Raw genomic sequence first — 22,999 nt, forward strand, 5'->3', positions numbered from 1 at the left:
ACTGTGGTTCCACATGAGGCCGGGAAGCTCTGCGGCTTTCCGCACCTGTGGGGTACGTTTGAATACATTACGGCCGTCACACCGGGCCGTCAAAACCAGCAACCGCCCGGGCGTGTCACGCCCCAACGGGGCGGAAACGCAGCTTCCGTGCCACCGCGACGGCACCCTATTTCAGCACAGCGGCTCTGCCGCTCGGGGCGAGAGTCTCGGCCTCGTCGTCCTTCACTTCGGCGGAAACAGAGTCATCCGCACCGGGGTGGGCGGCGCCCCTGTCCCCACGGTACTTCCATAGGCCGATGCCGACCACGACGCCCGCGAGCAGCAGGGACATCAGGAGTTCCATGCGGGTGCGCTCGAGAATGGCCATGCCCGCGAGCAGCGCAACGATGGCGCCGATGGCCAGCCAGGTCAGGTAGGGGAAGGCCCACATCTTCAGGCTCAGGCGACTGGCGGCATCCGTGCCCATGCGCCGTCGCAGGATCAGCTGCGACACGGCGATGACGAGCCAGACGAGAAGCGCGATCGCTCCAGAGGTGTTGACGAGGAGGAGGAAGACCGTGTCGGGCGCGATGTAGTTCAGACCCACCGTGATGAACCCGACGACGGTGGAAGACAAGACGGCGGCGCGCGGCACGCCGCGGACGGAGATTTTCGACCACGCCGGGGGTGCGTCCCCGCGTTCCGACAGGGAGAACAGCATGCGGCTCGCGGTGTAGAGACCCGAGTTCAGGCAGGAGAGCACGCTGGTCAGCACGATGATGTCCATGATCGTGCCGGCCCCGGGGATTCCGTAGAGCTCGATCACCGCGACATAGGGACTCTTGGCCACGGAAGCGCTGTTCCACGGAAGCAGCGTGACGACGACGGCGATGGATCCGATGTAGAAGACGAGGATGCGCCATACGGTGGATTTGACTGCCTTCTTGACCGCGTCGACCGGGTTCTCGGACTCGCCGGCAGCGATCGTGGCGATTTCGGCGCCGAAGAACGAGAAGACGACCACGAGCACGCCGCCGAGGACGGCTCCGCTGCCACTGGGGAAGAACCCGCCGTTGCCGGTGAGGTTGGTCAGGCCGGGGGCCGCGACCCCGGGCATCAACCCGAGAATGGCCACGACGCCGAGCAGAAGGAAGACGGCGATGGCCGCCACCTTGATCGACGCGAACCAGAACTCGAATTCACCGAACATTTTCACTGAGGCGACATTGGTGCCCGTGAGGAGAACCATCAGGATAAGAGCCCAGACCCACTGGTCGACCTCGGGCACCCAGCGGTGCACGATGGCGGCGCCGGCCGTGGCCTCGATGCCGAGGACGATGATCCAGAACCAGGCGTACAGCCAGCCGATGCTCAGCCCAGCCCAGCGACCGAGGGCTTTGTCGGCGTAGGTAGAGAACGAACCGGTTTCTGGATGCGCCGCCGCCATTTCGCCCAGCATCCGCATGACCAGGATAACGAGCAGTCCCGCGGCCGAGTAGGCCACGAGGATGCCCGGCCCGGCCTGCTGGATGGCAGCTCCGGACCCGACGAAAAGGCCGGCTCCGATCACGCCGGCGATCGCGATCATCGAAAGGTGTCGCGGTTTCAGGGACTTGGACAGCTGCTGCCCTCCCCCGCCCTTTTTTTCGGCAGTGCGGTCTGTGTCCGTCTGGTTGGCCATGTCACTCCAGTTTCAGTGGGATGCTGCCACCCCGACGGTGGGGCCGACTGCTATCCATTGGTGCTTCGTGAGTCAGCGTATGACCGGCGATTACCGGCGCCGAAATCAACCCGCGGGTGGAAACGTGCTTGTAACGTGCGATTAATCGGCGGGCATGAGTGCGAGGACTTCGTCGCGGATGCGCACCATCACCTCAGGGGTCCCGGCCTCCACGGTGAGTCGCAGCCGGGGCTGCACCTGCTTCTGTCGCTGCTGCGGCGCTCGCTCCGGCTCGGTGCGCGATGGGCGCACGTTGAACCACCAGAACGGTTCGTCGACGCTCGTGTGGCCGATCACCGTGAGGCCGTCGATCTCCTCGAAGTCGGCGGAACCCGTGTAGGCGTCGACGACGCGCGCGTAGACCCCGGGCAGGTCGTCGACGGCCATGCTGATCTCGCCGGAATGGGCGTAGGGCATGGCATCCGTCGCCAGCGCCGACAACGGGCGGGGCTGGAATCCGAGCTCCGCCAGAACGTGCAGGGCCGCGAGCAGACCGCTGTCGGCGCACCAGAACTGCGGGAAGTAGTAGTCGCCGGTGTACCCCAACCCGAACACTGCCCCGGTGGCCCGCAACTCGGCCCGCATCCGGGATCCGTCGACCGAGGTGGGGACCGCGGCCGCGCCGGCCGCCTCGATCGTCTCCGCAACGAAGCGGGAGACATTGAGGTCGTGCAGAACCACCACATTCCGGTCAGGGTCCTCGATCCGCGCGCTCGCGATGGCGCGCCGGGCGAGCACCGCGCCGATCGCGGACGGGGGCACGACGCACCCGGTCTCGTCGACCACCACGCAGCGGCCGCCGTCCGCGTCGAAGCCGAGCCCGAGGTCGGCCTCGTGCCGAATCACGGCATTCCGCAGATCGGTGAGGGTGGTCGGGTCGGCAGGGTCGATGGTGTGCGGCGGGAGGTCCGGGTCCTGATCGAAGAAGAGCGGGACGATGGTGAGGGGTGCTGGGCGCGGTGGTTCGGCAGGGTCGGCCGCCGCGGAGGCGCCGCCGGCCGGGCCTCCGGCAGCTTTGCCGGTATCGTCGCCGAGAACGTAAGGCACCGTGACGGCGGCGGCGCCGCGGCCGGCGTCGACCACGACGGTGAGCGGGCGGATGCCGGTGAGCCCGACGAGCGCGCGCAGCCCGGCCGCGTAGTCGGGCAGCAGGTCGTACTCGCGGCGGCGACCGGGTATCGCCACCGGGGTCGGCCCGGCGGCCAGATAGCCGACGGCGCGGTCACGGATGGCGCCGAGACCGTGGTCGTGCCCGATCTCTAAGGCACCCGCCCGAAGCATGGTGAGTGAGGTGGCCGTGATCCGGGCGGCCGGGGCGTTTCGGGCTCCCGAGCCGAATCGAATTTCGTCGGTGGAGCACACGTCGAGGTCGACGACGGTGGCCCCTCGGGCCTCCGCACCCCGGGTGAAGGCGGCCACGAGCTCGCCCGCCGCGCCTCGGTCGTGACCGAGGAGTACCTCGCGGCTCTGCGCACCGACTTCGTCGACGAAGGCAGCGGCAAGGGCAGCCACCATCTGCGCGGTCAACGGTACGGCAGTCGTGCCGGTCACCTCGTCCGGGCCGACCGCGGCGCCCAGGCGGGCGGCGGCATCCGTCTCGTCCGTCATTTCGCGGATCCCGACTCGGCGGCCGGCCCGGCGGCCGGCTGTGCGCCCTGCCCATCGGCCGGTTCGGTCGCCGGCCCGTCGGTGCGGAGGCGCACCAGCTGCCAGCCCTGCGGAGCTGCGGTCAGCCGGGCGTGCCGGGCACAGAGGTCGAAGGTGTGCGGCTCGCGCTGCACTGCGAGCGGACCGAGGACGGCCATCGCGTCGGCATAGTCGAAAGTGAGAGTCGCGGCGGATTCCTCCGGGCAGGCGACACGGGAGCAGGGCCGGAATGACATTGGCTACAGGTTACCCGTTCAACGGGTCGAACTAGGATGAGGGCATGTCTCGAGTTCGCCGTTCTGCCGTGTCGACGCCGGCCCCCGTTCAGCGCGGGCGAGGTCGGGACCGGCACGGCCGGGGCATCCGCAGCTCGGCGACCGGACCTTATTTGCCGCCTTTGCAGACGCGCATCGACACCTTCGATACGATCGTGGCGTCAACCGTCGACTACCTCCGCTCAGTCTGGCCGGAGCAGCTGGGTGATGTGAGATTCGTGGTTGCGGCCGGTCCTGCCTCGGTGCTGCCGGGCGTCGGAGTGGAGCGCTGGGCCGTGAACGCCGCGGAACGTCGCGTGGTCTTCTACCGTTTGCCGATCCAGCGCCTGACGCGGCTGCACCGGAACGACGACCTGCACCGGCGGATGGTGATCGAGAGCTGCGTGTTCCGCGCGATCGCCGAGCTGCTCGGCAAGGACCCGTGGGACCTGGCGCCGGATCGGTTCCGGCACTTCTAGGCTTCCGCTCGCGTCCTGTGCTGGCGGCGGCCGGGGTGCGCTTGGCCACTTTTTTGTGCCCGGATCCCCGTAATGACGGGGCTTGTGGCCGAAGTTTGCACCAATTTGAACTAATTCCAAACCGTTTGACGGAGGGGACCGAACCTCATTCAGCACCAAGAACCGCTGAATCCCAACCACAGACCCTAAGGATTTCCTCATGCGCTCATTCACCAAGACCACGCTCAGCCTCGCCACCGCGGGCCTCCTCATCGCCGGCCTCTCCGCCTGCTCGACCACCGCCGATGCGACCGCCCCGGCCGAGAATTCCTCCTCCTCTTCCTTCGAGGAAGCAACCCCCAAGGCTCTCGCTTCGATCCCCGCGCTGTCGGGCGTCGACACGTCCGTTCTCCTCGACGCCGACTTCGCTGCGGCGCTGACCAGCCTCGGTCTCACCCCCGGCACCGTAGGCACCGCCACCCTGACCGACGGCAGCCTGCACTTCCCGATCACCGGTGGAAACGTGGACTACTACGACCCCGAAGAGGACTACCGGCCCTTCGTCCAGGGCTCCATCGAACACGAGGGCTCCGGCTTCTCACTGACCGCCGGCGAGACCACGGTCGAATTGACCAACTTCACGATCGACCCGGGCACCAGCAAGCTGTTCGGTGACGTGAGCGTCAACGGAGAGTCAGCCGCCACCCAGGTCCTCCTCTTCAACCTCTACGGCGGGACCCTGAAGCCGCTCCAGATGGACGGCGACAACGCCATCCTCGAGGGCACCACCGTGCACATCTCGGCTGAGGCTGCCGGCCTGCTCAACGACACGTTCATGACGGATGCTGTCGCTGACCAGCTCCTGGTCGGCATCGCGAAGATTACGGTCGCCACCAAGTAACACCGCTTGTCAGGAAGGGCCCGCTGCGCAGCTGCGCAGCGGGCCCTTCCTTGTGTTGCTCGCGGTGGTCGTGACGCTGACCCGGCGCCCGGTTGCATGATGACCCGGCGGCCCGGGTCTGCCGACCGGGTCTGCCGCCCGGTTCTGCCGCCCGCCCGGTTCTGCCGCCCGCCCGGTTCTGCCGCCCGCCCGGGTCATCTGCCCGCCCGGATCATCCGGGGCGGCCGCGATCGCTAACTTCGGAGATTTTCGCAACACGCCGCTCACCCAGGCGCCACAACCGGCATTTCGCGCTAATCTCCGCGTCTACGTCACACGGCGGATGCGAGGTGAGGGCCGTGTGACCGTTGCCCGCGGCGGACAGCTCAACGGATTGCGCCGTGGCCCCTCTCCTCCTCCACAATATGGGTCTCATCGGGTCATCCACAGAGGGATGACTGGTGCCGACCTGGGGCATGGAATGTCAGTGGGTACCCGTAACGTCGCCCTCATGAAGCCCACTTATAGCGAGAAGTTCGAGGCCCGTGGCGACACTTCGAGGCGATTCAGGCGACGCGGACGGAGTCCGCCCGAGTCGGGGCCCGATTCGCCGCGCAGGTCGATGGAGCCCACCGGTGTTCAGAGACCACGGCCCGGAACGCGACTCGGGGGAGCTCCGTGCACCTGCCCGACGGGGCGCTGAAGGAGACGTGACCGACCGGGCGGACTCTCCGCAGCAAACCGGCCACGATCATCCGCCCGGCGAGGCATCCGGCTGAGGAGGAGAAGAAGGAGTAGGAGAAGAAGAAGGAGAAGCCGGAGTAGAAGGTGAAGAAGTCGCGGCAGCCGGATTCGGACGTACCGGCGCCGTTCTGATCGGGCGGAACAGGCGTCGTGCCACCTCGGGGCGGGCGCGGTGGACCGACATGACAACAATGACGACGATAGCCGTGGCGATGGCCACCCGGGTAAGCGGAATCGACGGGACCAGCAAACGGAGGGTGAGGGCCATCGGCACCAGGAGCCATTCCCAGCGGCCGCTGAGGGCGATGAACGGCAGCAGCAGCAGGGCATACCAGGAGTACCGCGGGCTCAGAATGAGCAGCGCACTGCCGATCATGACAAGTTGGCCCAGCCAGGGCTGGTCGGGGTCCGTCTTCCAGATCACAAGCACGGCAATAACGAAAAGCAGCACGCCGGCAACGATGACGGCCGAGCCGCCCGGGGCGACCAGCGAGAGCAGGGCGAAGCGGGTGCCGTCCTCGTACCCTTCCTCGGAGAGGTAGCCGGGCAGATAGCCGAGCACCCCGATACCGGTGGTCAACACATACGGCACGTACAGGAGCAGGAAGGTGACCACGGCGGCCACGGCGACCTTCCACCCCTGGCGCCGCAGCATGGCCGGGGCCGCGAGCACGGGAATCAGTTTGGTCGCGATCGCCGCGCCGAGCGCGATCCCACCGCTCCAATAGCGCCGGCCGGTGACCAGGAACACCGCGCTCAACGTGAAGACGACGCCGAGCATGTCGATGTGGGAATTCGTGACCGCTTCCGTAGCCACGAGCGGACACCAGGCCCAAAGCGCGGCGAACCGCTGGTCGATGCCACGGCGGCGCATCCCGACCAGCAGCATCACCGTGGTGCCGACGCTGAGCAGGAGGCCCGTCAGTTGCAGGGGCCAGTACTCCGCATCCGGCCCGGTGACCGCCCGGACGCCCGCGAAGAAGATCTCGGCGGCCGGCGGATAGATCGTGGGCACTCCGGTGCGGTTCAGTGCCGAACACAGAATCTCGCCGGACTCGCTTTTCAGCGCCGTCTGGATGCGTTCGCCGACGCACGCGAGATCGCCGGCCGCGGTCAGCTCCGGAGCCGGGAACAGCCAGTCGGGGCGCAGGGCGTCGAGCCGATCGTCGGCCGGTGTGTAGGCATACGGCGAAATGCCCTCGGTGGCGACGATGCCGTCCCAGGCGTAGCGCGCGGAGTCCGTGCTCGTGTTCGGCGGCCCGACCATGGCCGCGGCCCCGATCCCGATCGATCCCGCCAGGATCAGCACGACCACGGCCCGGCCCCGCACCTCGCGCAGCGAGATCACGGCGAGCGCGAAAAGCAGCCACAGCCCGGTGGTGCAGATGACCAGAGGCACCGTGTCGCGTCCCGGCTTGAACAGGTCGTACGCGAGCACGCTGAAGGCGGTCAGGGCCGCACTGGCGGCAAGGAGGAGGGAGACGACGGCGATACGCACCCTGCCATCCTGACGGAACCCGGGCATTCGGGCCCAACCGTCCCGGTGCGCGTCACCGGACCGTAAGGATTGCGCCGCCTCTCCGGGCACCCCGGATGATGCAATGGAACCATGAGACGAATGATGTACGAGGCCCAGCGCGCGCTGGCCTCCCCGGTGCGCAATCCCCGGCTGGCGGTCGTGATCGGCCGGCTGCTCGGCGCCGCGTTCATCGTCTGCTTCGGCACCGGCCTATACAGCCATTTCCTGCAGGAGCCGCTGCCGTGGATGCGGTTCCCGACCCGGCCCGCGTCGCTCTACCAGATCACCCAGGGCACGCACATCGTGGCCGGCATCGCGTGCTTCCCGCTGCTGCTCGCCAAGCTCTACATCGTCTTCCCCGGCCTGTTCCAGTCGCCGCCGGTGAAATCGTTCCTGCACCTGCTCGAACGCGCGTCGATCGCCCTCTTCGTGGGCGCATCCCTGGTGCAGATCACCATCGGCCTGATCAACACCTACCAGTGGTACCCGTGGCCCTTTCCCTTCCGCGAGGTGCACTACGCCCTCGGCTGGGTGTTGGTGGGACTGCTGGTGCTGCACATCGGCATCAAGCTGCCGATCATCACACGGTTCTGGAACGGGCGCGCCGCTGCCGAGCACGAGGCAACGGATGCCGCGAGCGACGTTGAGTCACCGGCCGACGTCGAGGCGGTGCGGCTCTGGGGCAGCGGACGTCCGTCCGGTATAACGGGCCGGTTGATCGCCTGGATCGATTCCACGCCGTCGCTCGTGAACGAGACGACGACCGTGAACGAGACGACGACCGTGAGTCGCCGGGGCTTTCTCACCACGGTCGGAATCGCCTGCGCCGCCGTGGTGGGGCTGACCGCCGGCCAGACCTTTGCGCCTCTGGACGCGGTGAACGTGTTCGGTCCGCGCAAGAAGGGCGTCGGCCCTCAGGGCCTCCCGGTGAACCGCACGGCCGAAGAGGCGAAGGTCACCGCGTCGGCCGTCGCCGCCGGCTGGGTGCTCACCCTCGCTGCCGGTGGCGTGGAGCGCAGCTTCAGTCGGGCCGAGCTCGAGGCCCTGCCGCAGACCGCGGTGGAGCTGCCGATCGCCTGCGTCGAGGGCTGGAGCCAACTGGCGGTCTGGCGCGGGGTTCGCCTGTCGGAACTGGCCGACCTGGTCGGGGCCGACACCGGCGCATCCTTTCGTCTGATCAGTCTCGAGGAGCGCGGCAGCTTCAAGAAGACCGAAATGGGACCGGAATACGTGCGGGATCCGCTGACCCTGGTGGCACTCGAGCTGAACGGCGAGACGCTCGACCTGCAGCACGGTTACCCGGCGCGCATGATCGCCCCGGGACGGCCCGGAGTGCTGCAAACCAAATGGCTGAGCCGGATCGAGGCGATCACCGCATGAACACCGCAGGTATGACAACAGCACGCGCGACCACCGCGCTCCCCCACGCCGGCGACCGACGGATGCGCGCAGCCCGCACCACGCTGATCCTGATCGGCACGTCCGGGCTCCTCTTCGGCCTCTACGTTCTATTCGACACAGTGCGGATCACCCGACTGCCCGGGGTGGCGCTTTGGATCGGCGCGGCGATCGTACTGCACGACGCCGTGCTGGCGCCCCTGGTCTTCTTCTGCGGCCTTCTGCTGCGCCGCGCGGGGCGCCGCGTCACGGGCACGATCGTGCTGGTCGTGCAGGCCGCCATCGTGGTCGGCTCGATCATGACGCTGATCGTGGTGCCCGCGATCGTCGCCCGGTCGCTCACCTCGAACAATCCGAGCATCCTTCCGCTCGACTACGGGCGGAACCTCGCTCTGTTCTGGGTGGCCGTCGCCCTGGTCGCGACGGTTTGGTCGGTCGTGCTCTACGCGCGCAGCAGGCGCGCGAACCAGCGGCCGTCCAGCCGCCAGTCCTGAGTCACGACCAGGCCGGCCGCTCCGGCACGGTCGCGGAGGCCGTCAATGCCGATTTCCGCCCAGGGGAACACGGCACTGCGGCTCCCGGTTGAATCCTCGATGGTGCCGAGGTAGCTGTCGTCCCGGGCCGGGTCGTGGCTGAGTTCGACCAGGAGCACGCCGTCCGGCGCCAGCAGTTCGGTGCAGCGCGTGAGCAGAGCGGATGCGTCGCCACCGATTCCGATGTTGCCGTCGACGAGTAGGGCGGCCGCCCAGGCACCCTCCAGCGGCAGAGGGTCGAAGACGCTGCCCTGCAACACGTCGAGGCCGGCGTCGGCGGCCATGCGCACGGCTGTCGCCGACACGTCGAGGCCGAGCGCGGTCATCCCCAGCCCCATGGCCGCCCGCACCATGCGGCCGGGACCGCAGCCGATGTCGAGCACCGGGCCGGTGATCCCGTCGAGCAGGCACAGGTCGGTGTCGTCGGCGTCGGCGCTCCACCGGCCGGCGTCGATGGTGGCGTGCTCGCCGGAGGACGCCCGGCGCAGGTAGAGCACGTTGTCGGCGTTGCGCAGCGCGGCGGCATAGGGCTCCGCGCCGCCGGCACCGAAGGTGGTGGGTTCGGCCCACTCGCCCTCGAGTTGTGCGGCCAGCAGCGTCATCGGAGATTGTCCGTCGGGCTCGGCGGCATCAGGGCGGCCAGGGCCGCGGCGAATCTGCCGGTGGGCGCGATCCCCGCCACCCGGTGGGCGTCGTCGATGGTGTCCACGTCGGTGAGGGTAGGCAGCAAATTCACGCGCAGCCCGGCATCCGTCAGTCGTTTCAACTGCACGGCGCCAGTGTCGTCCCGGGACATCGGTACGCCGCGGATCAGATCGCCGGTCGGGTCGTTCAGGGCGAGTGCCCAGAAGCCGCCGTCGTTCGCGAAGCCGAACCAGGCATCCACGTCGTCGGTCCAGTCGGTGAAGACGGGTTCGAGCAGGGCGGAGGTGATCTGCGGGGTGTCCATGCCGACCAGCAGCATGGGACCCTCGCAGGCGTCGAACACGGCCGCGAGCCGCAAGTCGAGGGTGCCCTCCACCTGCGGCAGGATCTCGTAGCCGGCGGCTGCGTTCGGCGCAACCACGCCGTCGAAGGCCAGGATGCGGCGGGTCGCGGGCAGGGCGGCGACCGCGGCGAGAGTGTCGTCGAGGCTGGCCGCCGCCAGCTCGGCGGCCTGCTCGAGGCTCAGCGGCGGGTGCAGCCGGGTTTTCACCCGACCGGGTAGGCATTCCTTGGCGATCACGACGATGGTCGTCATCGGCGCGTCTCCCGGAGGAGGGCGGACATGTCGTTGACCGCGGTCAGGGTGCCGCGCACGGTTCCGGTCACCTTGCTGCGGCCGACCCGGGGCGAATACGTCGTGTCGACCTCGAGGATGCGCCAGTTCGCCGACGCCGCTTTCAGGAACATCTCCAGCGGATACCCGCTGCGGCGATCCTGGAGATTGAGGTTCAGCACGGATTCGCGGCGCGCGGCGCGCATGGGGCCGAGGTCATGGATGTTCACCCCTGTTATTCGGCGCAGACGCCAGGACAGACTGGAATTGGCGAGGCGCGCGTGCAGCGGCCAGGATTTAGCGGTCGCGGGCCGGCGGCGGCCGAGCACCAGGTCGGCGGATCCGGCCCGCACGGGGTCCACCAAAAGCGGCAGTTCGGCCGGGTCCATCGACGCGTCGGCATCGCAGAAGGCGACGATCGGCGCGGTGGCCGCCAGGAGGCCCGCGTGAGCGGCGGCGCCGAAGCCGCGGCGGGCCTCGTGCACCACCAGGGCGCCTGCCGTGGCGGCGATCTCGGCCGATCCGTCGGTCGAGCCGTTGTCGACGACGATGGCCCGATACCCCTCCGGGAGGCGCGACAGCACCCAGGACAGGGCGCCGGCTTCGTTCAGGCATGGCAGCACGAGGTCCACCTGGATCACAGTCATGGGTCGACACTAAGGGGGCCGGCCCCGCCGAAACGGCCAAAGAGATTACGGAGTGAGGAAGAAACGGTGTCGCCTGCGCCGGCCCGGCACACCCGGTGCCCGCCGCTCTATCCTGAACTCGTGCCACTTTCCCTGCCCCCGGGCGATTTGCGCCCGCTACCGCCCCTCGAGCGCCGCATCCTCGTCGTCGACGACGACCCGACGGTGTCCGAGATCGTCTGCCGGTACCTGCGGGCGTCCGGGTTCGTGGTCGACGAGGCCGCGGACGGGCTGGACGGGCTCACGAAAGCCGAACAGCTGCGGCCGGACCTGGTCGTGCTCGACCGGATGCTGCCACTCCTGGACGGAATCGAGGTGTGCCGGCGCATCCGCGGGGACTGGGAGATCCCGGTGATCATGTTGACCGCCCTCAACCAGGAGGAGGACCGCATCGACGGCCTCGAGGCCGGCGCCGACGACTACCTGACCAAACCGTTCTCCCCGCGCGAGCTCGTGCTGCGGGTGCAGTCGGTGCTGCGCCGGAGCACGGCGCCCGCCGTGCCGGCCGGGCTGGTCTCGGCCGGCGACTTCGCCTTGGACGCGCAGGCGCACGAGGTGCGGCTGCGCGGCGAGCCGCTGGTGCTCACCGCGCGGGAATTCGACCTGCTGGCCTACCTGATCGGGCGTCCGCACACCGTGCTCAGCCGGGAGGACCTGCTTCGTTCGGTCTGGGGCTGGGAGTTCGGCGACCTGTCCACGGTGACGGTGCACGTACGCCGGCTGCGGGAGAAGATCGAGGCTGACCCGGCGCAGCCCCGGCTGCTGAACACGGTCTGGGGGGTCGGTTACCGGTTCGACCCGGTCCCGCTGGCTCTCACGGGGCGGCAATCATGACACCGGAGGTGCTGCTCACCGTCTCCGTATTCACGCTGGCCTGCGCGGTGGTCGTCGGCGGCGCCGGCCTGCTCACCCTGCGCCTGCTCTCCCGCACCTCCCTCGTACTGCAGCTGATGGTGATCGCCCTCGCCACGGTGGTGTCGGTCGTCGGCGGGATGGCGGCGGTCGCCTCGCAGATGTACGTCTCCCGGCACGACCTCTCGGTCTTCTACTCCGTGGCCAGTGTCGCCGGCCTGGTGTCGCTGGCCATGGCCGCGGTGCTCGGCCGTCAGCTCGCCCGGGACAGCCGCTCCCTGCGCTCGGCCGCGGCCAGCATCGGGCGCGGCGAACGGGTCGCGGCGACCGACCGGCATAGCAACAACGAGTTCACGACGCTGGCCGGGGAGCTGGCTGCGACCGGGGAACGCCTCGCCGAATCCCGCGTCCGCGAGAATCAGATCGAGGAGTCACGGCGCGAGCTGATCGCCTGGATCTCCCATGACCTGCGCACGCCGCTCGCGGGCATCCGTGCCATGGCCGAAGCCCTCGAAGACGGCATGGTCGAGGACCCGGAACGGTACTACACGCAGATGCGCGGGCAGGTGGACCGGCTCACGGGTATGGTCGACGACCTCTTCGAGCTGTCGAAGATCCACTCCGGCACCCTGCGCCTGAGGCTGCAGCCGGTCTCGCTCTACGACCTGATCAGCGACACCGTCGCCGGACTCTGGCCGATCGCCCAGGGCAAGTCGATCGACCTGCGATTCGCCGGAGAGACGGGGCTGACCATTCTCGCGGACCCGCGCGAACTGTCCCGGGTGGTCGGCAACCTCGTCATGAACGCCATCCAGCATTCGCCGGCCGGCAGCTCGATCGTGGTCTCGGTCACGGCCAGCACCGGATCGGGTGCCGGTGCCACCGACCATGCCGAGATCTCGGTGACGGATGCCGCTGGCGGCATCCCCGAGCAGGACCTCAGCCGGGTCTTCGAAGCCGGCTGGCGGGCGAGCGGTCCGCGCACCCCGGCGGCCGAACCGTTGGGCACCGGCGGCGCTGGCCTCGGCCTGGCCATCGTGCAGGGGATCGTGCGGGCGCACCACGGCGAAGTGCGGGTGCGGAACGTGCCCGGCGGGTGCCGGTTCGAGGTGCTGTTGCCGCGGCATCCGATCGCTACGGGCTGATCCGCGCCGGACGCCCCGAACGAATTCGACGGAGATTTTGCCCATAAACCCTGTTTTCGGCCTCAAACCGACTCTTTTTGGCAAAATCTCCGTCGAATTGGTTCATACCGGGGCTACCGGGTGACGGCGGCGCGCAGGGGCGCGTTCGCGAAAGCGCGCATGCCCTCCTCGAATGAAATGCTGGGTGCCCAGTCCAGTTCGCGGCGGAGTCGCCCCGAGGAGGCCGTGATGTGGCGCACATCGCCGAGCCGGAATTGCCCGGTGACGACGGGGGTCGGTCCGTCGGTGGCCACGCTGAGGGCCGCGGCCATCTCGCCGATGGTGTGCACGACGCCGCTGCCCACGTTGAAGGGGCGGAAAGTGGACGGCTCGATGCCGGCGGTCCAGTCGAGCGCGGCGAGGTTGGCCGAAGCGACGTCGGCGACGTGCACGAAATCGCGACGCTGGCCGCCGTCTTCGTAGACCCGTGGGGCCTCGCCGCGTTCCAGCGCCGAGCGGAACAGCGACGCGACACCCGCGTAGGGCGTGTTCTGCGGCATCCCCGGCCCGTAGACGTTGTGGTAGCGGAGCGCCGCGGCCCGGCCGCCGGTGGCGCGCGCCCACGCCGACGCGAGGTATTCCTGTCCCAGCTTGGTGCTCGCGTAGACGTTGCGCGGGTCGAGCGGGTCGTCCTCGGAGATGAGCTGCGGCTCGAGGGCCTCACCGGTTGCCTCATCGACGGGGTCGAACACGCCTCGCAGCAGATCGGCCTCGCGGCGCGGTCCCGGACGCGTGAAACCCTCCGGGCCGCGGTAGCTTCCCTCCCCGTAGACCACCATTGAGGAGGCCAGCACGAACCGGTTGATCCCGGCCTCGGTCATCGCCGCGAGCAGAACGGCCGTGCCGACCTCGTTGCTGTGCACATAGTCGGGGGCGTCGGCGAAGTCCACGCCGAGGCCGACCTTCGCGGCCTGGTGACAGACGGCATCCGTGTCGCGGAGAGCGAGCGCGACGACGGATGCGTCGGTCACGTCGCCGACGAGCACGTCAACACCGTCCGGAAGCACCGGGAGTCCACCGTGCACGTCACTGCGAAGGGAGTCGAGCACCCGTACCTGCCAGCCGCGGGCGAGCGCGTCCCGGACGATCGCGCCGCCGATGAAACCGGCACCACCCGTGACGAGCAGGCGCCGGGTCACGCGTCGGCTCCGGCCGGCGCGGCTGGGGCTGGGGCTGGGGCTGGGGCTGGGGCTGGGGCTGGGGCACGGGCAGGTGCAGGTCGACGATCGAGCACCACGCCGACCTGCCCGGGGGCGATCAGCTCGCGCGGGGCGAAATTCTCGGGCAGGGCACGCAGGATACCGTCGATCGCGGCCAGGATCCGCGGCTGGGCGGCCCGGAGACGCGTGAAGACCAGGCTGGCGGAAACGGTATCCGGGTCGGCCTCGGCCCGAGGTGTGTCGATCTGAGCGGTGTCGGTCTGAACGGTGGGCACCGGGGCCAGGCCTGCGTCGGCATCGGTGACGAAGGAGAGATTGACCGTGCCCATGTTGAGTTCGGCGGCCAGGACGACCTCCGGGTACTGCGTCATGTTGACGGTGTGCGCTCCCGCGGCGCGGAACCAGAGCGATTCCGCCCGGGTGGAGAACCGCGGGCCCTGAATCACGACGCAGGTGCCGGTGGGTGCGAAGTTCTCCTGCAGCGCCGCGAGCGCGCCGATCGCGAGGCGGCGCAACTCCGGATCGAACGGGTCGGCTGCGGCCAGGTGCGCGACCGTGCCCTGGTCGTAGAAGGTGTCGGCACGGCCCGAGGTGCGGTCGATGAACTGGTCGGTCACCACCAGCATCCCCGGCGGGTATGCGGGGCTGACGCCGCCGACGGCCGAGGAAGAGATGATGGCCTTCACGCCCAGCGACGCGAGCGCCCAGATGTTGGCCCGATAGTTGATCAGGTGCGGCGCCACCGAATGGTCGCCGCCGTGCCGGGTCAGGAAGGCGACCCGCCGGCCGGCCCGCAGTCCGATGGTGATCGACGCCGAGGGAGGACCATAGGGCGTGATGATGTCGACGGATGTCTCGGTGCCGGCGTCGAAGAGCCGGTACAGTCCGGACCCGCCGATGACGGCGACGCTCACGGCAACGCCCTCGTCGGTGGTGCTGGTGGTGGTGCTGGTGGTCTCGATCACGGGATCTCCAGAGGTTGGAAGACGGTTAGCGGGGGTAGACCCGGATCGGGGCCGCCAGTGGCCCGGCCTGGCTCAGTGGGAATGCCGCGAGCAGCCCGTCGCCCGCGTAGGCCACCGAAGCCACGCTCGAGGTGCCGCCGGACACGAGGTAGCGCTGCGACTGCTCCAACGGCATCGTGGCCGAGCCGCCGGCCGGCACCGTCACTGTGCTGGATGCGCCATTGTCGGGGGTGGCCGTGTAGGTGGCGTCGACGGTGCCCGTGTTGACCAGGTTGAGTTGCGGGGACGGGCCGTCGGCGACGGCCACCAGGAACTCGTCGGCGAGGGCGTCGGACGATGCGAACCAGGCGAAGTCGCGGCCTGCGGAACCCGCCGCGGAACTCTGCGCCGCGGCCACAATCGGCTCGCTGGCGGTCAGTTCCAGCGAGTAGGTTCCGGGAACGAGCCCGGTCAGGGGCACCTCGGTGGCAACCCCCGGCTGGATGTCGACCTGGACTGAGGCCCCGGCCGCCTGGCCGGTCGCACCGGTCACACCGACCTGGACCGTCGCCGCCTCCGTTCCGGGCACAAGCACCCGCACCGAGGTGACGTCGTCACTGAGGCCGCCGACCTCGTCGGGGGCATCCGATCCGGCCGCGTTGGAGACGATCACGCCGGCGATGGCCACGGCCTCGGCAGGGCCGTTGGAGGGACCGAGGAGGTCGACGCCGCCGGGTTCCAGCCCGCGCACGATGCTCTGCTGCAGCGTGGCCGCCACCTGGCCGCCCTTGGATTGCACGTGCAGCACGGGTGAGCGGAGGTTGGGGGCCAGTCCGGCGAGGGAAACGACCCGCTGGGTGCCCGGCTGCACGAGGATTCCGGTGGAGCCGGGGGCATCCACCTGCCCGGTCTCGCCGAACACGGCCAGGTCGACGGTGGCGACGACCGTGGTGGGGTTGCTGAGCAGCACGAGGCTGGTGCGGCCGATGTCGGTGGAACCGCCGACGAGCCAGCTATCACCGGCCGCCTCCCCGCAGCCCGCGACGGCCAGGCCACCGAGTGATTCGCCGCCCGCGATCTGGGACTGGCTGCCCGTGACCAGCGGTGCCGCCCCCGACCCGGGCGGGGTCGGAACGCGCAGCAACTGCGGTGCGCCGAACGATTCGGTGTTCGCGTTGTCCGGGGCCGCGATGGCTGTAACCTCCGGTTCGATCCACCCCGGCTCGCCCGACGCCGCATGGGCGCCGAAGACGGCTGCAGCGCTTCCGACGGAACTGGTGGCCTGTGCCTGGCTGGAATCCTCGGCCAGCACGAGGAGAGGCCCCGGGCAGACTCGTTGCTGCTCGCTCGGATTCGGCGACACGATGATGGACGACGGCCCCTTCTCAAACGTGGGCCAGGTGACGAGGGTTGCCGCGCCGACGGATGCGACGACGACGCCGAGACCGACCAATCCGGCCACCGCCCGCGCCCCGAACAGGACGATTCCGCGTTTACTGGGCATGGTCGTGTTCCTCCGAACGGGCGCCGATTTCCGTGTCAGGTCCGGAATCGGGTCCGGTACCGGAATCGACGTCCGGTGACGTTCCTGGGACGGCTTCAGTCGACGTGACCGGTGCGGCTGTGGCGGGGGCGCCCGCCGCCGCGGGCGTGACGGCGCGCTCGGCGGAGGGCCGGAAGCCGGGCGCGGGCTTCCTGCGGGCCGCCGCCTTGGCGATGCGCTTGTTTTCCCTGGTGCGGGCCTTCGCCGTGTTGCGGATGGCGTCCCGGCTGGCCTGGCGCACCGCCTCCGGCCCCGCGCCGGTGGGGATGGACAAAAGCACGGTGGCGCCGACCACGAGCGCGGCGATGACGAGGAACACCAGACCGAGGGTGCCGCCGGCGTTGGCCGGGATGGCGCCGTTGGCCGCGGTGGGGACCGGGGCATCCGTCACCTCGTGCTGCCAGAGCCGGCCGAAGACCGTGTCTCCCACCGGCGCCAGGGCGGCGTTGCCGTCGAGGGCGGTCGTGGTGCGGCCGGCGGTCTCTTCCGCCGCGGGGGTGACCGGCGCCGTGTTTCCGGGACCGGTCGGTGCGACGGCGGCCGGTCGAAGCAGCACAAAACGAATGCCGAAGTCGGCCAGGCCGGCCGCGGCATCGAGCCCGCTGCGGGAGGCGAGGTTTCCGGCCAAAGTGGCCAGCTCCTCCTCCCGCGGACTGAGAGTCACGTCGGTGCTGCTGAGGGTGGACTGGGTGTTCAGGGTGGCGCCGGGACCGCGCACGATGGTCGCGAGGATGCCGCCGTCGGGTTGCGGCACGATCTGCAGGGTGCCGACCCGGGCATCCGTCTGCGCCTCGGCGCTGACGAACGCGGGTTGGGTGCGGTCGATGCCCTCGGCCACGACACTGGTGCCGAGGGGCAGGGCCGCGACCAGCGGCGCCACCACGATCACGAGCAGGGCGACCACGGTGACCGCCGGTGCGATGGCGAAGCGGCGCATGCCGCGCAGGGCGAAGACGACCGCGCCGACCAGTCCGAGCCAGTACAGGCTGAGCCCGGCGCCGGCCCAGATACCGACCGACTGGCCGCCGACCGAGGAGAGGGAGAGCTGGCTGGCGGCGACGGCCGTGCCCGCGCCGAGCAGGGCGGTCAGCAGCGCGAAGCTCGCGCCGCGGGCCCCAGGCAGGAAGAGGGCAAGGGCGCCGAGTGCGGCCAGCGGGACCAGGAGCACCGGCACGAGCACGAACGCGTCGACACCGGGCAGCCCGAGCGTCTCGAGCAGCGGGGTCCACCCGCCGAGCTCACCGGACGGGAAGCCGAGCAACAGCTGCCACACCGAGACGTCGGTGGCGGGCAGAGGCAGGCCCGGGTCCGCCAGCAGGGCCAGCCAGTTGCCGCGCAGTCCCTGATTCCAGATCAGAGGTGCCGCGAGGGCGAGCGCCGCCAGAGGGATGCCGATGAACCGCATACCGCTGCGCCCACTGAGCAGCATGGCGATCAGCCAGACCACCAGGAGCGCGGGCGCGAGCGACGGAGCCGCAGCCACGATGGCGGCGAACAGCAGGGCCGCGGAGCCGGACGCCGACCACGAGCGGGCGGCCATGAACCCGGCGAAGAACAGCCACGGCAGCAGCAGGTGCACGAGGATCGCAGCCGGACGCCCGGCAGCGAGGGCGCTGAGGAAGGTGGGCGACAGCATCCAGAGCACGGCGGCGATGGCGCGAATGGACGCGCGCTCGGAGAGGCGGGTTGCGGCAAGCCAGGCGCCGAGGGCGGCCAGCGGCAGGGCGAGGAAGTGGAGCAGGACGAGCGAGAAGGACGGCGCCCAGAAGGTGAGCGAGCCCAGCACCGCTAACACCGTGGCGAATGGGTCGGCGCCGCCGACAAAGCCCAGGCCGATGTCACGCCAGCCGTAGCCGATGCTCCCCCAGAGTTCGGCGGGGGTGTCCGCCAGTGGCAGCAGCCCGCCGCCGATGAGGGTGCGGGCGCCGATCAGCGGGCCCAGGACGATGAGGCCGGCCACCAGGGCGGCCAACACGGTCCACGCGCCGCCGCCGGAGATGAAGCGGATTTCGGGCACCTCGCCGTTCACACTGGTGAGGCTGGCCTCACGGCGGAGCGCTTGGCGGCGACGCACCTCGACGGTGGGCACACGCAGCGAGGCGATCGATGCCCAGCCCAGGGCGCGGGTGGCGCCGAAGCGGCGCCGGGCAGCACTTACCCGCAGACCGCTGAAAGCCGCGGCAAACGCGGCAGAGTACTCACCCAGAATCGCCCCGGGTTCCTTCTGCAGCAGCTGCCCGAACGAGCGCAGCACCGCGAGGGGAACCAGGGCCAGCCAGTGCAGAGGGATCATCCAGCGCGGGGAGTAGACAAGCCGGCGATGCAGCTGCGCGGCGCGCATGGCACGGAGGCGCTTGCGGCGCGCGCGGCCGCGGGAGGAGCCGCTGGTGCCGGCAACGCCGTCTCCGGCTGAGGCCACCTGAGCCGCGGCGACGCCGGAGACACGGTAGCCGGCCATCCGCACGCGCACACAGAAATCGAGGGAGTCGTCCGCGGACGGCAGGGCCGGGTCGAAGCCGCCGAGCTGCTGCCAGACAAGGTGGCGCACCAGCATGCCGCCGGCGCTCACACCGAGCACGTCCCCCATGCCGTCGTGCTGGCCCTGGTCGAGTTCGCTCTCCACCAGGGTGACGGTCGCACCGCCGGGCGTCAGGGACTGCCCGAATTCGTGAATGTAGTCGCCGGCGTCCCAGTCCATGACCTTGGGACCGGCCACGGCAACGGATGGCGCAATCTCCAGTTCGCCGAGCAGGGCCGCCAGCGCGCCGGGTTCCGGAGCACTGTCCTGGGCGAGGAGCCACAGCATTTCGCTGTCGGACTCGGCGGGGGCGATGACCCTCTCGGCCGTGGCGATGGCCTCGCCGAAGCTGAGTCCGGCATCCGCTGAGATGAAGTGAGTCGGTGCGTAGGCAGCCAGAAGCGCCGCCGTCGTGTCGGTCGATCCGCAGTCGACCGTGATCACAACGTCGGGTTGACGTGTCTGGCGACTCAGCGCCTCGAGAGTGCGTTCGAGGTGCTTGGCGCCGTTACGGGCAACGAGGATGGCGGTGACTCTGGCATGCATATGGAGATCAGCCTAGGTCGGATCGGGCCCGATGAGGAGCAATGGGAGGGGCGAGCCTGAAAAACACTGTCTCGCCTCCGGTGTCGCAGCCGGCGTCGGGTCCGGATCCGCATGCCGTGGGTCGTTTTACGGCCCGTCTGAGGCCTAGCTGGCCCGCTTGCGCAGTTTGCGCCGTTCCCGCTCGGACAGGCCGCCCCAGATTCCGAACCGCTCGTCGTTGGCGAGCGCGTATTGGAGGCACTGGGTTTTCACCTCGCACGAGGAGCAGATCTTCTTGGCATCGCGGGTCGACCCACCCTTTTCGGGGAAGAACGCCTCCGGATCGGTCTGCGCGCAGAGCGAGTCCGATTGCCACGACAGAAGATCGCCGTCGCCCGCTTCCTTGCGAACACCGGGAACTCCCAGACGGACCGGGTCAATGAACCAGTCCTCCGGTACCCCGGCACGAGACTCTGATAGCGCCATATCGTCATCCACCCCACTGCAAAATGTGCCCAAAATTACGCGTCAGGACTAATTACAGCCGTGTAATTCCTCGCCGTCAAGTCGCTGATACTAAACCCTCGATATTTGCTGGAGGGTTTCGACTCGCCCAAGAGCGAAAATCGGTGGGATTTGATTGGTCACAACGCTGAGACGGATGCCGCCTGCCGCGATTCCCAGGCGCTCTGCACCATTTGCTCCAGGCTGTGGCGCATGGCCCAGTCCAGATCGCGCGCCGCGAGTTCGCCGGAGGCGACGATCCGGTCGGGGTCCCCCGCACGGCGCGGACCGATCACGGGCGTGAAGTCGATGCCGGTGACGGCCGCCACGGTGGACATGATCTGCCCCACCGACACTCCGTCGCCGCTGCCGAGGTTGTAGACGGGAAGCACCGGCTCGCCGGCGTCCAGGTGGCGGGCCGCAGCCACGTGCGAGAGGGCCAGGTCTGCCACGTGGATGTAGTCCCGCACGCACGTTCCGTCGGCGGTGGCGTAGTCGTCGCCGTTGATGCTCGGGATGCGGCCCTCCATCAGCGCGTCGAAGACGAGGGGGAAGAGGTTGTGCGGGCTGGTATCGCGCAGGTCGAGCGCTCCGGACCCGACCACGTTGAAGTAGCGCAGCGCCGTGTAGCGCAGCCCGGCAGCGACGGCCTGATCGCGCAGCAACCATTCGCCGATCAGTTTGGACTCACCGTAGGGAGATTCGGGGTTCTTCGGGGTGTCCTCGGTGACCAGGTCGGTGTGCGGGGTGCCGTAGACGGCCGCGCTCGAGGAGAACACCATCCGTTCGACCTCGCACGCCTGCATGACCGACAGCAGGGTGGCCATGGCCGTGACATTCTGCTCGTAGGTGTGCAGCGGGCGCTGCACCGAGACCCCGGCATACTTGTAGCCCGCGACGTGCACGACGCCGGTCACGGCGTGCTCGGCGAAGGTGCGCATCAGCAGCTCTCGGTCGAGGAGGGTGCCGCGCACAAACGGCACGTCGGCAGGCACGAATTCAGCGTGCCCGCTGGAGAGGTCGTCGATGACGACCACCTCGATGCCCTCCTTCAGGAACGCACGAACGATGTGGGAACCGATGTATCCGGCACCTCCGGTGACAAGCCACGCCATCTGAACCTCGCAAGATCTGACGGCAATCGAGCACTGCCGCTCTGCAAGCCTAGCCTCGGTGGCGGAGGCTGCTGCTGGTCGATCAGCGCGGCAGCTCGTCGGGGCGGGTCGCCCGGGTGCCCGGCGCGGCTCGCCGCTGCCCGGCGCGAGTTCCCGGACGAATTCGACGGAGATTTTGCCTCACCACCCCCATAACTGGAGTTTTCAAGCCTAAATTCGCAAAATCTCCGTCGAATTCGTTCGGCCCGCAGGGTGGCGGACGCGGGGGGCGGGCAGGGTCGGGCAACGGATGGGGCCGTGATTGCGACGCGCGCGGGTGCGCCAGGCGGCTCGACCGCGAGCTGGGCGGGTGCGCGCCGCGGCGCAGGGGCGACAACTGATGCGGGGGCCGGGAACCGACCCGGGCCCTAACCGAGACGGCGGCGAGCCCGCATCATCCGCTCGTGGAACGGCGGAAACGCAGCCGACGGCTCGCGGAGGTAGTCGTACTCCAGCGCCGTGACCATCGCCCGCACACACAACCCCCACTGTTTGCGAAGGAGCGCGTAGCTGAACCTCAGGGTGCGCCCGTTCTGGCTTGCAACAAGCAGATCACGTTCCCGGTCGACCTCGAAGGCGATCGGATCGTCATGCCAGTCCTTCCCATCGATCTCGACGAAGGTCGACGGCCCGATCTGGCCATCGAGATGCCCGACCCCGCTGACGAACGGTTGCGGAACGAAGGGGATGCCCGCGGCCAGGGCGTTGAGCCGGAATTCCGTTTCCCCACCCGCGGCGGCGCGTCCGTCGACCTCGTCGCGCCAGGACTGAACCCGCAGCGGCGCGCGGGCGAAGATCCAGCCCAGGTCGTCGAGAATAATCCCGACGCCGTTTTCCTGGGCGCTGTGCAACGCGGCATCCAGACACACGATTGCGGTGACCCGGTCGTGGTTGTTCAGAATGTGCACCAGGGCCTCGTGCACGCTGGTACGCCACACGCAGTCGCCCCGTCCGCCGATCGCGTCGTCGCTCCACGTCACGCGACACCGCACACCGTCGAGCACATCCAGCCGTGCGCGCATGTCCGTCGGGCGCCGCAACCCGCGCGCGGCGCTGGGGACGCTGACGTGGAGCCTGCCGGTGGTTGGGGTCCAGATCCCGTAGGACTTCAGGCAGCTCAATCCGGCCAGCCGGCCTCCGATCCGGAACGCCTCGACGGCCGACGGCGGCGCCGACGGAACCGAGTACCAGCCCTTGCGCACTCGCACGACCGTTCCCCGGTTGACCTCGCCGCGGAGGTGCCCATCGCTCCAGCCTCGGGCGCGGAGTGCGGCGCGCTTGACGAAGAGTCCGTGGTCGAGGATGTCCCTGGTTAGTGAGCGCATGGCCCGCAGCCTTGCAGCGGAGTCGAACACGCGCCGCGGCATCCGTCACCTTGGGGATAACGCGCCGCCCCCACCGGGTGGGGGGGGCACCGTTTCCCGCCCGGACGCTCCCGATCAGACCGCCCCAGCACCTCCGCGCTGCTGCGCGGAAGGGCGACCGCGAACGAATTCGACGGAGATTTTGCTCCGAACAGCGCACAAACCTGCAAATAGC

At 69.3% G+C, this 22,999-nt stretch carries 20 protein-coding genes; 6 read left to right on the plus strand and 14 right to left on the minus strand.

Annotated elements, in window-relative coordinates; all coding sequences use genetic code 11:
• Positions 1 to 166: 166 nt before the first annotated feature.
• From E3O18_RS11515 to E3O18_RS11525, 3 genes are all read right to left on the minus strand, one after another.
• Positions 167 to 1,660: an amino acid permease gene (locus E3O18_RS11515; RefSeq protein WP_134418136.1), complete on the minus strand. Its 1,494-nt coding sequence runs from the start codon at positions 1,658 to 1,660 to the stop codon at positions 167 to 169.
• A gap of 141 nt (positions 1,661 to 1,801) precedes the next feature.
• Entirely contained in the window at positions 1,802 to 3,307 is a 1,506-nt protein-coding gene (gene manB / locus E3O18_RS11520; protein WP_134418137.1) for a phosphomannomutase/phosphoglucomutase, read from the minus strand.
• Positions 3,304 to 3,582, minus strand: coding sequence for a DUF3499 family protein (locus tag E3O18_RS11525; protein WP_134394057.1), 279 nt, complete (start codon positions 3,580 to 3,582; stop codon positions 3,304 to 3,306). Before E3O18_RS11525 ends, manB begins: the two co-directional genes overlap by 4 nt.
• Before the next feature lie 161 nt (positions 3,583 to 3,743).
• Between E3O18_RS11525 and E3O18_RS11530 the strand changes: the two genes are divergently transcribed.
• Together E3O18_RS11530 and E3O18_RS11535 are read left to right on the plus strand one after the other, a co-directional pair.
• Positions 3,744 to 4,079, plus strand: coding sequence for a metallopeptidase family protein (locus tag E3O18_RS11530; protein WP_347232347.1), 336 nt, complete (start codon positions 3,744 to 3,746; stop codon positions 4,077 to 4,079).
• Between the two features lie 199 nt (positions 4,080 to 4,278).
• Entirely contained in the window at positions 4,279 to 4,959 is a 681-nt protein-coding gene (locus tag E3O18_RS11535; protein ID WP_134418138.1) for a hypothetical protein, read from the plus strand.
• Positions 4,960 to 5,689: 730 nt separating this feature from the next.
• On the opposite strand, the gene E3O18_RS11540 is transcribed toward E3O18_RS11535, so the two are convergent.
• Positions 5,690 to 7,180, minus strand: coding sequence for a glycosyltransferase family 87 protein (locus E3O18_RS11540; RefSeq protein WP_166784919.1), 1,491 nt, complete (start codon positions 7,178 to 7,180; stop codon positions 5,690 to 5,692).
• Positions 7,181 to 7,291: 111 nt separating this feature from the next.
• Here E3O18_RS11540 and E3O18_RS11545 point away from each other — a divergent pair, with 111 nt between their 5' ends.
• On the plus strand, positions 7,292 to 8,581 hold the full coding sequence (locus E3O18_RS11545) for a molybdopterin-dependent oxidoreductase (RefSeq protein WP_134418141.1): 1,290 nt from the start codon (positions 7,292 to 7,294) through the stop codon (positions 8,579 to 8,581).
• Positions 8,582 to 8,592: 11 nt separating this feature from the next.
• Positions 8,593 to 9,093 carry a hypothetical protein gene (locus E3O18_RS11550; RefSeq protein WP_134394062.1) on the plus strand — a complete coding sequence of 167 codons (501 nt, stop codon included), beginning with the start codon at positions 8,593 to 8,595 and terminating at the stop codon, positions 9,091 to 9,093.
• Here E3O18_RS11550 and E3O18_RS11555 read toward each other — a convergent pair.
• From E3O18_RS11555 to E3O18_RS11565, 3 genes are read right to left on the minus strand one after another with little or no spacing between them, the layout of a single operon-like run.
• Positions 9,042 to 9,734, minus strand: coding sequence for a class I SAM-dependent methyltransferase (locus E3O18_RS11555; RefSeq protein ID WP_134394063.1), 693 nt, complete (start codon positions 9,732 to 9,734; stop codon positions 9,042 to 9,044). The two genes, E3O18_RS11550 and E3O18_RS11555, sit on opposite strands and share 52 nt — an antisense overlap.
• The gene (locus E3O18_RS11560) at positions 9,731 to 10,372 is read right to left on the minus strand and encodes a DUF2064 domain-containing protein (protein ID WP_134394064.1); all 642 of its coding nucleotides are present in this window, start codon (positions 10,370 to 10,372) and stop codon (positions 9,731 to 9,733) included. The genes E3O18_RS11555 and E3O18_RS11560 overlap by 4 nt, the downstream gene beginning before the upstream one ends.
• Positions 10,369 to 11,037 (minus strand): glycosyltransferase family 2 protein, encoded by a 669-nt coding sequence (locus tag E3O18_RS11565; protein ID WP_134394065.1) that lies wholly within the window; start codon positions 11,035 to 11,037, stop codon positions 10,369 to 10,371. The genes E3O18_RS11560 and E3O18_RS11565 overlap by 4 nt, the downstream gene beginning before the upstream one ends.
• A 120-nt stretch (positions 11,038 to 11,157) precedes the next feature.
• Between E3O18_RS11565 and E3O18_RS11570 the strand changes: the two genes are divergently transcribed.
• Positions 11,158 to 11,910, plus strand: coding sequence for a response regulator transcription factor (locus E3O18_RS11570; RefSeq protein WP_241973349.1), 753 nt, complete (start codon positions 11,158 to 11,160; stop codon positions 11,908 to 11,910).
• Positions 11,907 to 13,073 carry a HAMP domain-containing sensor histidine kinase gene (locus E3O18_RS11575; RefSeq protein ID WP_134394066.1) on the plus strand — a complete coding sequence of 389 codons (1,167 nt, stop codon included), beginning with the start codon at positions 11,907 to 11,909 and terminating at the stop codon, positions 13,071 to 13,073. Before E3O18_RS11570 ends, E3O18_RS11575 begins: the two co-directional genes overlap by 4 nt.
• A 113-nt stretch (positions 13,074 to 13,186) precedes the next feature.
• Here E3O18_RS11575 and E3O18_RS11580 read toward each other — a convergent pair whose 3' ends face one another.
• The 7 genes from E3O18_RS11580 to E3O18_RS11610 form a co-directional block, all read right to left on the minus strand.
• Positions 13,187 to 14,251: an NAD-dependent epimerase/dehydratase family protein gene (locus tag E3O18_RS11580; RefSeq protein ID WP_134394067.1), complete on the minus strand. Its 1,065-nt coding sequence runs from the start codon at positions 14,249 to 14,251 to the stop codon at positions 13,187 to 13,189.
• Positions 14,248 to 15,237 (minus strand): MTAP family purine nucleoside phosphorylase, encoded by a 990-nt coding sequence (locus E3O18_RS11585; protein ID WP_241978178.1) that lies wholly within the window; start codon positions 15,235 to 15,237, stop codon positions 14,248 to 14,250. Before E3O18_RS11585 ends, E3O18_RS11580 begins: the two co-directional genes overlap by 4 nt.
• Positions 15,238 to 15,262: 25 nt before the next feature.
• On the minus strand, positions 15,263 to 16,720 hold the full coding sequence (locus E3O18_RS11590; protein ID WP_134394068.1) for a DUF5719 family protein: 1,458 nt from the start codon (positions 16,718 to 16,720) through the stop codon (positions 15,263 to 15,265).
• A complete protein-coding gene (locus tag E3O18_RS11595) occupies positions 16,710 to 19,823 on the minus strand; it encodes a glycosyltransferase (protein ID WP_134394069.1) in 3,114 nt (1,037 codons plus the stop codon). Before E3O18_RS11595 ends, E3O18_RS11590 begins: the two co-directional genes overlap by 11 nt.
• Before the next feature lie 144 nt (positions 19,824 to 19,967).
• Positions 19,968 to 20,288: a WhiB family transcriptional regulator gene (locus E3O18_RS11600; protein WP_104100299.1), complete on the minus strand. Its 321-nt coding sequence runs from the start codon at positions 20,286 to 20,288 to the stop codon at positions 19,968 to 19,970.
• Positions 20,289 to 20,446: 158 nt separating this feature from the next.
• Positions 20,447 to 21,421 (minus strand): UDP-glucose 4-epimerase GalE, encoded by a 975-nt coding sequence (gene galE / locus E3O18_RS11605; RefSeq protein WP_134394070.1) that lies wholly within the window; start codon positions 21,419 to 21,421, stop codon positions 20,447 to 20,449.
• A 407-nt stretch (positions 21,422 to 21,828) separates the two neighbouring features.
• Positions 21,829 to 22,785, minus strand: a complete 957-nt coding sequence (locus E3O18_RS11610) for a hypothetical protein (protein ID WP_134418142.1) — start codon at positions 22,783 to 22,785, stop codon at positions 21,829 to 21,831.
• Positions 22,786 to 22,999: the final 214 nt, after the last annotated feature.

Origin of the sequence: Cryobacterium sp. TMT2-42-4, assembly GCF_004402645.1 — a bacterium.
In the GTDB taxonomy this organism is placed as follows: domain Bacteria; phylum Actinomycetota; class Actinomycetes; order Actinomycetales; family Microbacteriaceae; genus Cryobacterium; species Cryobacterium sandaracinum.

Coding starts and splice junctions, on each gene's coding strand:
- E3O18_RS11525 (WP_134394057.1), bottom strand. CDS start 3,582: ATGTCATTCCGGCCCTGCTCCCGTGTCGCCTGCCCGGAGGAATCCGCC.
- E3O18_RS11545 (WP_134418141.1), top strand. CDS start 7,292: ATGAGACGAATGATGTACGAGGCCCAGCGCGCGCTGGCCTCCCCGGTG.
- E3O18_RS11575 (WP_134394066.1), top strand. CDS start 11,907: ATGACACCGGAGGTGCTGCTCACCGTCTCCGTATTCACGCTGGCCTGC.
- galE (WP_134394070.1), bottom strand. CDS start 21,421: ATGGCGTGGCTTGTCACCGGAGGTGCCGGATACATCGGTTCCCACATC.
- E3O18_RS11535 (WP_134418138.1), top strand. CDS start 4,279: ATGCGCTCATTCACCAAGACCACGCTCAGCCTCGCCACCGCGGGCCTC.
- E3O18_RS11590 (WP_134394068.1), bottom strand. CDS start 16,720: ATGCCCAGTAAACGCGGAATCGTCCTGTTCGGGGCGCGGGCGGTGGCC.
- E3O18_RS11565 (WP_134394065.1), bottom strand. CDS start 11,037: ATGACTGTGATCCAGGTGGACCTCGTGCTGCCATGCCTGAACGAAGCC.
- manB (WP_134418137.1), bottom strand. CDS start 3,307: ATGACGGACGAGACGGATGCCGCCGCCCGCCTGGGCGCCGCGGTCGGC.
- E3O18_RS11555 (WP_134394063.1), bottom strand. CDS start 9,734: ATGACGCTGCTGGCCGCACAACTCGAGGGCGAGTGGGCCGAACCCACC.
- E3O18_RS11560 (WP_134394064.1), bottom strand. CDS start 10,372: ATGACGACCATCGTCGTGATCGCCAAGGAATGCCTACCCGGTCGGGTG.
- E3O18_RS11550 (WP_134394062.1), top strand. CDS start 8,593: ATGACAACAGCACGCGCGACCACCGCGCTCCCCCACGCCGGCGACCGA.
- E3O18_RS11515 (WP_134418136.1), bottom strand. CDS start 1,660: ATGGCCAACCAGACGGACACAGACCGCACTGCCGAAAAAAAGGGCGGG.
- E3O18_RS11610 (WP_134418142.1), bottom strand. CDS start 22,785: ATGCGCTCACTAACCAGGGACATCCTCGACCACGGACTCTTCGTCAAG.
- E3O18_RS11600 (WP_104100299.1), bottom strand. CDS start 20,288: ATGGCGCTATCAGAGTCTCGTGCCGGGGTACCGGAGGACTGGTTCATT.
- E3O18_RS11595 (WP_134394069.1), bottom strand. CDS start 19,823: ATGCATGCCAGAGTCACCGCCATCCTCGTTGCCCGTAACGGCGCCAAG.